The sequence below is a fragment of the Saccharomonospora iraqiensis subsp. paurometabolica YIM 90007 genome, assembly GCF_000231035.2.
GTDB lineage: Bacteria > Actinomycetota > Actinomycetes > Mycobacteriales > Pseudonocardiaceae > Saccharomonospora > Saccharomonospora paurometabolica.
Window position 1 is genome coordinate 91,047 of sequence record NZ_KI912238.1, and the last position, 1,120, is coordinate 92,166.

Below are 1,120 nucleotides of genomic sequence, written 5' to 3' on the forward strand. Positions count from 1 at the left end.
TGTCTGCTGTCCCGGGACCCGCTGCGCGGGCTCCGCCTCCGCCGGAGTCCGCCCCGCCGGGGGCTGTGCCGCCGGGTTCCCCCCGCCCGCGTCCTGCGCCGCGGGTTGCCGGGTGCCATCGCCGGCCGTGCCGTCGGAGGAGGCGGACGCGCCGCCCGCGTGGCGTTGCCGGGCGTGTTCCTGTGCCGCACGTGCCGTGGCCTCCGCCCCGGCCTGTGCCCCCTGCGCGGTGGTCGCCTGTGCCGCCGCGGCCACCACCTCGGCCAGGTCCACCGGCGCCTGTTCCCCCGCGCCGAACGCCCCGGTGAGCAGTGCCCGGGCCTGTCCGCTCACCCGGGTGTTCAGATGTTCCGCGGCCCTGGCCCGGTACAGGCACTGTGCCGCCTCGGCGGCCTCCCCGATGCGTTCCTCGAGGTGCGCCAGTTCCAGCCACAACCGGGAGGCCAGCGCGTAGAGACCGTGCCTGCCGGTGCTGTGCACCGCGTCCCGGAGGGTACGCGCCGCGGTCTCCGCCGACCCGTCGACCAGGTGCACCCGCGTGGCCACCGCCAGCCGCAGCCAGCCGAGCGGGGCCACGCTCGCGGCCCGTTCCGGCCCGGCCAACGCGGGTTCGGCGACCTCCAGCGCGGGCCCGACGTCGCCGCGGTCGAGCAGGGCGCAGACCAGTTCGAGGGTGAGCCGCACCCGGGCCAGGCCGCCGTCGGCACCGGTGTCCCGGAGATCGTCGAGGAAGCCGAGACCGGTGCGGGCGGCGTCGGCGGCGCCGACCAGGTCGCCGTGCCTGCGGCGGTGCGCCGACACCCCGACCCGCAGCAACGCCCGGGCCACCTGCTTGTCGTCCCCGGGCAGGCGGCCGTCGACGGAGATCAGCCGGTCGCCCTCCATGAGCACCCGGTCCAGTTCGACCTTGCGGCCGAACGTGCCCAGGCAGCCCACGAGGTGACACAGCGCCGTCGCCCGCTGCACCGACGAGAGCCCGTTCACGGTGAGCACCGGGCGCAACGCCGCCAGGCCGGTCAACGGTGCCCCCACCGACCGGGCACACACCGCCAGGTCGGTGCGCAGCTGAGCGGCGATCACCGGGTGCCGCGCGTCCTCGGCCGCCCGCAGCGCCGCGACC

Annotated in this window: 1 pseudogene; it reads right to left on the reverse strand. The window is 77.3% G+C overall.

The features are described from left to right. A pseudogene (locus SACPADRAFT_RS30545) lies at positions 1-1,120 on the reverse strand (hypothetical protein); the annotation flags it as partial.